The following is a 7885-nucleotide window of genomic DNA, read 5'->3' as shown; positions in this document are numbered from 1 at the left end:
AACGCCCGGTTACATTCCGAACCCGGTAGCTAAGCCTTCCAGCGCCGATGGTACTGCACTCGTGAGGGTGTGGGAGAGTAGGACACCGCCGGACATTCTTTCAGTGTGGGGCCGACCCTTTGCGGGTCGGCCCCACAACTGTTTTCACCGGTCAACTGCCCGGCGCCCGGATCTCCAATCCCGCCGGAGTACCGTCGGCCGACCGGATCCCACGGTGTCCCCGGCCGACCGGCGTCGGATGACGAACCCGGCCGGCGTCGGATGAACCGGCGCCGGATCAGCCGCCCAGGCTCGCCGCCGCGGACGCGATCGCCGAGGCGAAGTAGCTCACCTGGGTGTAGACACCGGGATAGTTGGCCCGGGCGCAGCCGTACCCCCAGCTGACGATGCCGACCTGGACCAGGCCGCTGCCGCCCTGCCGGAACATCGGGCCACCCGAGTCGCCCTGGCAGGTGTCGACGCCACCGGACATGTACCCGGCGCAGATCTCCTCGGCGGCGATGACGTCACCGTCGTACGAGTTGGGTCCGTTGCAGACCGAGTCGCTGACGAACGGCACCGACGCCTTCATCATGTACCGCTGCTGGGCGCCACCCTCCCGGGTGGCACCCCAGCCGGCGACGGTGAAGGTGCCGCTGTCGTACGCGGTGCTGGTCGCGATCGGCAGGGTGCTGAGCCCGGAGACCGGGCTGGCCAGCCGGATCAGCGCCCAGTCGTCGCCGTTGCCGTTGTAGCCCGGCGCCCGGTAGACGTAGTTCGACCGGACCTGGATCCGGCTCGACGACTGCAGGTCGACCGTGCCGAGTGTGGCGGTGATGCTGGTGTTGTTGCCGGTACGGCCGACGCAGTGCGCGGCGGTGAGCACCAGACGCGGGCTGTACAGCGACCCGCCGCAGCCCATCGAGAGCCGCACCATGAACGGGAACTCGCCTTCCGCGGCCCGGGTTCCGCCGACGACAAACGGGGTGACGTCGTGCTGGGGTGCGGCGGTGGCCGGTGCGGCCAGGGTGACGCCGCCGAGGGTCACCGCGGCGAGCGCGGTGGCGGCGAGACGGGTGAGGATGCGCCAGCGAACCATGGGGGTCCTCTCCAACCATGGATGGCGCGCCTTGTGGGCGCGCGCCGATCACGATGCCGGCAGCGTATGGACCAGCATCGGCGCATCACAATATGTCGATGGCATCCCGGATGTGTCATACCATCCGGCGACGGGCCGGGTCAGCCGCCGCAGAGGTACCGGGGTTCGGCCCGGTACGTCCAGCTGAACTTCTCCCGCTTGACCACCTTGCCGTCCCGGTGGAAGAGCCGCCAGGCGTCCTGGGTGAACCCGTTGATGCCGTTGGTGGGGATGCAGGACGGTCCCGGTTCGAGGCGGATCGTCGTCGGTGTGGTGATGTTCCGTCGGGGACTCCACTCGGTGGTGACCCGGTCCCAGACCTTCGTGCCCCAGATCGACACCGTGATCGAGTTCGAGGTGTACGAGGTGTCGATGAGTACGCCGTACTCGGTGTTGTTGCGGAACTTGAAGTCGAGGGTCGGCCAGATGATCGTGGACTCGATCACCGACGGGTAGCGGCTGAACCAGTACGAGTGCGGCTTGTGCTGCACGTCCTCGAGGCCGGCGTAGTACGTCGCGTTGAACAGGGTGGTGGTGAACTGGGAGATGCCGCCACCCACCCCGGGTACGAGCTTGCCGTCCTGGATGACCGCCGCGTCCTTGTAGCCCTGGGCGTAGCCGCGCTCCCCGGTGTGCCCGTTGAGGGAGAACGTCTTCCCCGGCTCGACCAGGGCGCCGTCGACGTCCCTGGCGATCGTCACGATGTTGTGGCTCCGGGGGTCGCTCAACCCGCCGCTGAACTGGGTGGTGAAGGTGGAGACCCGTTCCTTGATCCCCATCTTGCCCAGGTCCTCCACGGTGAGCTTCGGCTCGACCGCCTTCAGCGTCCCCCTGAGTTCGCGGCCGTCGGTCTTCGGCAGCACCGCCAGCAGGTCACGGCCGAGCGCGGCGGTGTCGACCCGCTGTCCTCCCCGCCCGGCGACCGTACGCGGCTTGCCGCCCTCGATCGACATACTGGCGTTCCGGGGCTCGATCTCGACCCTGCCGAGTTGCCCGGCCAGTGCGGTACGCAGCTTCTTGTCGTCGATCCGGGGCTTGATCTCGCCGGCCTTGTCGGCGGTGAGGACCAGGCTTTTCGCGATCGCGTTCGGGCCGATGGTGAACCTGCCGCGGTCGGTGCTCACCGTCACCGGTGCCGCCACCGCCGGCTTGGCGAACTCGTTGACGAGCCGGTCCACCTCCTCAGCGGTCGTCGCCGGATGCGTTTCGACCAGCGGCACCACGACCGGCTGGCCGCTCAGCCAGCCGTCGCGTACCGCCGCCGCGGAGTCTGCGGCGCGCAGTTCCCGGCCCGGCTTCGGGTAGACCGGCTTCGGCGTGGTGCCGTCGAACCGGATCGCCGGCATCGTCATCCGCTGCCCGGACTTCCCGGCGATCTTCCGGAGTTCCGCGTCGAGCTTCGCCTCGTCGACGGTGACCACCGGCTCGACCTTCCGGGAACCGAAGAGCAGCCCGAACGGGCTGGGCCGGTGGTCGACGGCGGCGGCGACGGTCGCCTCCACGTCGACCGCGAGGCCGATCGCGGCGGGCGTGACCTCACCGGTGCGGTCGCCGATCCGTACCGGGACGGGGGCGGCGAACGTCTCGGCACGCCGTTCCAGATCGGCCCGCAGTGCCTGCGCCGCCTCCGTCTGGCTCCGGCCACCCAGGTCCACACCGAGCACGGTGGTCCCGCGCGGCACCTCACCGGCGTACGCGTAGCCGACCGTGCCGACCCCGGCGGCGAGCAGGACGGCGACCGCGACACCGCCGGCGAGCAGTGCCCGCCGGGCCCGGCCCCGGGGCGGTGCCGGCGCCGGCTCCAGTTGGTCCGTGGTAGCGGTGGTCACGGGCGGCCCGCCAAAGGTCGGGGTGGTCCCGGTGGCCGTCGCCGGTCCGGTGGTCCCCGGAGCGCCGCCGGACTGCTGCCCGACCGGCCAGGTGACGGCGGTGATCGGGATCGTCGGACGGTCGTCGACGGGCGGTGGCACGGCGGACGGCGGAACGGCAGCCAGCTGCACGGTCGGCTGCTCGTCGGCGGGCACTCTCTTCTCGCCGTACTGGCTCACGGACACCTCGATCAGCGCGACAGGCGGGCGGTCGTACCCGCTCGGCAAGACCTGGACGACTACGGTAGCCAAAACTCTTCCACAACCGGCAACGAACCTCCGTCGCATGGGCGCCGTCAAGCGCTGCCGTGGCGGGCACGGCCGTCGCCGGCGAGGTCCGGCGACCGTGCTGCCACGTACAACGGCCGAACATCCATGCTGTTCCGTACACCTGGCAGCTCTTGTTCCGACACCCCGCCCGCATATGCTCCGACGGTCTACTCCCTATCGGAGGCAACCTGATGCGCCGGAACAGACGCGGCCGCTCGCTCAAGGTGCTGGGCGTACTGGTTACCAGTAGTGCGCTCGGCATGACCAGCGGTGTCGCGGCCTTCGCCGCGGCACCCGTGGCGACGCCGTTTCTCAGCGAAATCCACTATGACAACGCCGGTACCGACACCGGCGAGGCCATCGAGGTCGAGGCTGCGGCCGGAACCGACCTGACCGGATGGCAGCTTGTCCTATACAACGGAAACAACGGTGCGCCGTACCACTCCCGGACGCTGAGTGGCAGTGTGCCGGCGTCCGGTGTGGTGGTGGCGACGTACCCGGTCGACGGCGTCCAGAACGGTTCGCCGGACGCGGTCGCGCTGGTCGCCCCGGACGGCGCCGTCGCCGAGTTCCTCAGCTACGAGGGCAGCTTCGCCGGGGTCGGCGGGCCGGCCGACGGGCTGACCGCCACCGACATCGGGGTCGCCGAGGCGAGCAGCACCCCGGTCGGGCAGTCGCTGCAGCGGATCGACGGGCAGTGGCGGGCACCGGCGCCGAACACGTTCGGGGTCCGAAACACCGGCGGGGGCGGCGACCCCGACCCCGACCCGGTCGGTTGCGACGTCGCCGTCGACCACACCATCGACCAGGTGCAGGGGACCGGTGACGCCACCCCGCTGGCCGGCACCCGGGTCACCGTCGAGGGCGTGGTCACCGCCGACCACCGCACCGGCGGCTACAACGGGATCTACCTGCAGACCGCCGGCAGCGGTGGGGGTGCCCCGGCCGCCGGGACCGCGTCCGACGGCATCTTCGTCTACCTGACCACCAACACCGCCAACCACCCGCAGGTCGCGGTCGGGGACCGGGTCCGGGTCAGCGGTACGGCGAACGAGTTCAACGGGCTCACCCAGCTCAGCATCGGCGCCCGCAGCGACGTGCAGATCTGTGAGCAGGGGGTGCCGCTGCCGGCGCCGGTGGCGCTGGAGCTGCCGCTGGACCCGGCCGGCCGGGAGTCGGTCGAGTCGATGCTTGTTGCCCCCGTCGGCCGGTTCACGGTCTCCGAGGTCTACAACACCAACCGGTACGGCGAGGTGGTGCTGGCGGCCGGTGACAGGGCCGCGTCGATCCCGACCGACCTGGCCCGCCCCGGTACGCCGCAGGCGCAGCAGGTCGCGGCCGACAACAAGCTGCGCCGGCTGCTGCTCGACGACGGGAAGACCACAAACCTCTCGACCGCGAACCTGCTGCCGCCGTACCTGGCGCCGGACAGCCCGCTGCGGGTCGGCGACTCGGTGGAGGCGTTCGGGCCGACGGTGCTGTCGTACGGCTTCAACGAGTGGCGGCTGCAGCCGACCACCCCGGTCGCGGCGGAGACCCCGGCGGCCGGCCGGACCACCTTCAAGTCGACCAACCCGCGTACCGCCGCCCCGGAGAACGTCGGCGGTGACCTGCGGCTGGCCAGCTTCAACGTGCTGAACTACTTCGTCCACTTCGGCGGCGACGCCCGGGGTGCCGACGACGAGGCCGGCCTGGTCAAGCAGGAGGCGAAGATCGTCAAGGCGATCAGCGCGCTCGGCGCCGACGTGGTCGCGCTGGAGGAGATCGAGAACTCGGTACGGTTCAACGCCGCCGACCCGCAGCAGGCGCTCAAGCGGCTCGTCGCCGCGCTGAACACCGCCGACGGGGCGGGCACCTGGGACTACGTCCGTACCCCGGCCGACCTGCCGCCCGCCGCGCAGCAGGACTTCATCACCACGGCGATCATCTTCAAGCCGGCGAAGGTAACCCCGCAGGGCGCGTCCCGGTCGGTCAACGACGAGAGCGTCTGGTTCAACGCGCGGGAACCGATCGCCCAGACCTTCACCTCGGACGGCACCACCTTCACCGTGGTCGCCAACCACCTCAAGTCGAAGAGCAGTTCGGACGCGGCGACCGGCGACAACGCCGACACCGGCGACGGGCAGGGCGCGTTCAACGGCGACCGGGTACGGCAGGCGACCGCCCTCGTCGACTTCGTCGACGAGCTGAAGACGGCCAGCGGCAGCGACGACGTGCTGCTGCTCGGCGACTTCAACGCGTACACCCAGGAGGACCCGATGAAGGTCCTCCACGACGCTGACTACGTCGACCTGAACACCACCGGCGAGGCGAGCTACGTCTTCGGTGGCGAGTCCGGCTCGCTGGACCACGCGGTCGCCTCGCCGTCGCTGGCGGCCCGGGTCACCGGGGTCGACGTCTGGCAGATCAACTCGCACGAGTCGTTCGCCTTCCAGTACGACGGCCACCCGGCGTTCTACGCGGCCGACCCGTACCGGGCCAGTGACCACAACCCGATCGTGGTCGGGTTGGACACCGGCTCGACCGGCCCGGTGAACCTGCAGCTGTTGAGCGTCAACGACTTCCACGGTCGGCTGGAGTCGCCGGGCAACGCGCCCGACGGCCGGCCGGTCGGCGGGGCGGCGCAGCTCGCCGGCCTGGTCGACCAGCTGCGGGCGGAGAACCCGAACACCGCCTTCGTCTCCGGCGGTGACAACATCGGCGCCTCCACCTTCATCTCGGCGATCGACGGGGACAACCCGACGATCGACGCCCTGAACGAGATCGGGGTGACCGCGTCGGCGGTCGGCAACCACGAATTCGACAAGGGGATCGCGGACCTGACCGGCCGGGTCACCGACCGGGCCGACTTCCCGCTGCTCGGCGCGAACGTCTACCGGGGCGACGAGCGGGCGCTGCCGGCGTACTCGGTCAGCAGCATCGGCGGGGTCGAGGTCGGCTTCGTCGGCGTGGTGACCGAGCAGACCGGTTCGTTGGTCAGCCCGGACGGCATCGCCGGGATTACGTTCCGCAACCCGGTCGCCGAGGCGAACGCGGTCGCCGCCCAGCTGAAGGACGGCGACGAGGCGAACGGTGAGGCGGACGTGGTGGTGCTGCTCGCCCACGAGGGGGCGGCGACCGAGAACATCACCTCGGCCGAGGCGCTCGCCAACGACCCGGTCTTTGGGCCGTTCACCCGGGTCGACGCCACCATCGACGCGATCTTCAGCGGACACACCCACCAGCCGTACGCGTTCGAGGTGCCGGTCCCCGGCACCGACAAGCTGCGGCCGGTCGTGCAGGCCGAGGACTACGGCAAGCGGCTCGGCCGGGTCAACCTGACCTTCGACCCGGCCACCGGCGAGGTGACCGCCTCGGACGCGGCCCTGGTCGACGTGGTCGGGGCGCCGCAGGACCCGGCGGTGGCGCAGATCGTCGCCGACGCCAAGGTTCGGGCGGAGGAGCTCGGGCAGCAGCAGCTCGGCTCGATCACCGCCGACATCCGGCGGGCGTACAACGAGCAGGGCAACGAGGACCGGGGCAAGGAGTCGGCGCTCGGCAACTTCATCGCCGACGTGCAGCTCGCCGGCACCTCCGACGCCGGCCGGGGCGGGGCGCAGATCGCGTTCATGAACCCGGGCGGTCTCCGGGCCGACCTGCTGTACGCCCCGGACGGGGTGGTCAGCTACGCCGAGGCGTTCTCGGTGCAGCCGTTCGCCAACGACGTGGTGACGAAGAGCTACACCGGTGCCGAGATCAAGCAGGTGCTGGAGGAGCAGTGGCAGCCGGCCGGGGCGTCCCGTCCGGTGCTCTGGCTCGGCGTCTCGAAGGGCTTCTTCTACACCTACGACCCGGCGGCCCCGCAGGGTTCCCGGATCACGTCGATGAAGCTGGGCGGCACCCCGATCGACCCGGCGGCGACGTACCGGGTGACGGTGAACTCGTTCCTCGCCTCCGGCGGTGACAACTTCGCCACCCTGGCGGTGAAGAAGGACCCGGTCACCACCGGGGACAACGACCTCACCATGTTGGTCGACTACTTCGCGAAGAACTCGCCGGTCACCGCCGACCCGGCGCCGCGTTCCGAGGTCGGCCAGGGCGAGCCGGAGGGCCCGGAGTGCACGACGACGATCACCGGTCGGCACAGCCGCCCGTTGACCGTCTTCACCGGCACCACCTGCCTCGAGGACGCGACGATCTCCGGCCCGGTGACGGTCATGCCGGGCGCGTCGCTGGTCGCCACCGGCGGCAGCATCTCCGGCCCGGTCACCGCGACCGCCGCGGTGCTGGTCACCCTGGACGGTACGAAGGTCTCGGGTCCGGTCTCGGTGGTCGCCGCCACCGGTCAGGTGTCGATCGACTCCGGCAAGGTCAGCGGGCCGGTCTCGTTCGCGCTGAACACCGGCGGGGTACGCCTCGACGGCGTCACCGTCTCCGGCCCGGTCTCGGTGGTCGGCAACGCCGGTGACGAGCCGGTGCTGGTCGCCGGCAACACCATCAGCGGTCCGCTCTCCTGCGCGGGCAACAGCCCGGCACCGGGCAACGACGGCCGGACCAACACGGTCCGGGGTCCGGCGTCCGGACAGTGTGCCAGGCTGTGAGCAACGGCTGAGTTGATCCACGGGCAGCCGCGGGTCCGTCGACCGTTTCC

General features: G+C 70.7%; 3 protein-coding genes and 1 rRNA gene. 2 read left to right on the top strand and 2 right to left on the bottom strand.

Going from position 1 to position 7885, the window contains the following annotated elements:
- A 5S ribosomal RNA gene (rrf, locus tag ABGB21_RS36630) occupies positions 1-94 on the top strand; the annotation flags it as partial.
- A 183-nt stretch (positions 95-277) separates the two neighbouring features.
- Here the strand turns inward: rrf and ABGB21_RS36625 are convergent.
- Both ABGB21_RS36625 and ABGB21_RS36620 read right to left on the bottom strand, forming a co-directional pair.
- On the bottom strand, positions 278-1078 hold the full coding sequence (locus tag ABGB21_RS36625; RefSeq protein WP_347656808.1) for a serine protease: 801 nt from the start codon (positions 1076-1078) through the stop codon (positions 278-280).
- A 140-nt stretch (positions 1079-1218) separates the two neighbouring features.
- Complete coding sequence (locus ABGB21_RS36620; protein WP_347681727.1) at positions 1219-3171, bottom strand: VanW family protein; 1953 nt, start codon at positions 3169-3171, stop codon at positions 1219-1221.
- A 275-nt stretch (positions 3172-3446) separates the two neighbouring features.
- Between ABGB21_RS36620 and ABGB21_RS36615 the strand changes: the two genes are divergently transcribed.
- Positions 3447-7835: an ExeM/NucH family extracellular endonuclease gene (locus ABGB21_RS36615; protein WP_347681725.1), complete on the top strand. Its 4389-nt coding sequence runs from the start codon at positions 3447-3449 to the stop codon at positions 7833-7835.
- Positions 7836-7885 lie beyond the last annotated feature (50 nt).

This window comes from Plantactinospora sp. B24E8 (assembly GCF_039871735.1).
Classification (GTDB): Bacteria; Actinomycetota; Actinomycetes; order Mycobacteriales; family Micromonosporaceae; genus Plantactinospora.
This window is presented reverse-complemented; position numbering and strand designations above follow the sequence as displayed.

Bases quoted from the DNA above. Each gene is read 5' to 3' on its own strand.
- ABGB21_RS36615 (WP_347681725.1), top strand. From the start codon at position 3,447: ATGCGCCGGAACAGACGCGGCCGCTCGCTCAAGGTGCTGGGCGTACTG.
- ABGB21_RS36625 (WP_347656808.1), bottom strand. From the start codon at position 1,078: ATGGTTCGCTGGCGCATCCTCACCCGTCTCGCCGCCACCGCGCTCGCC.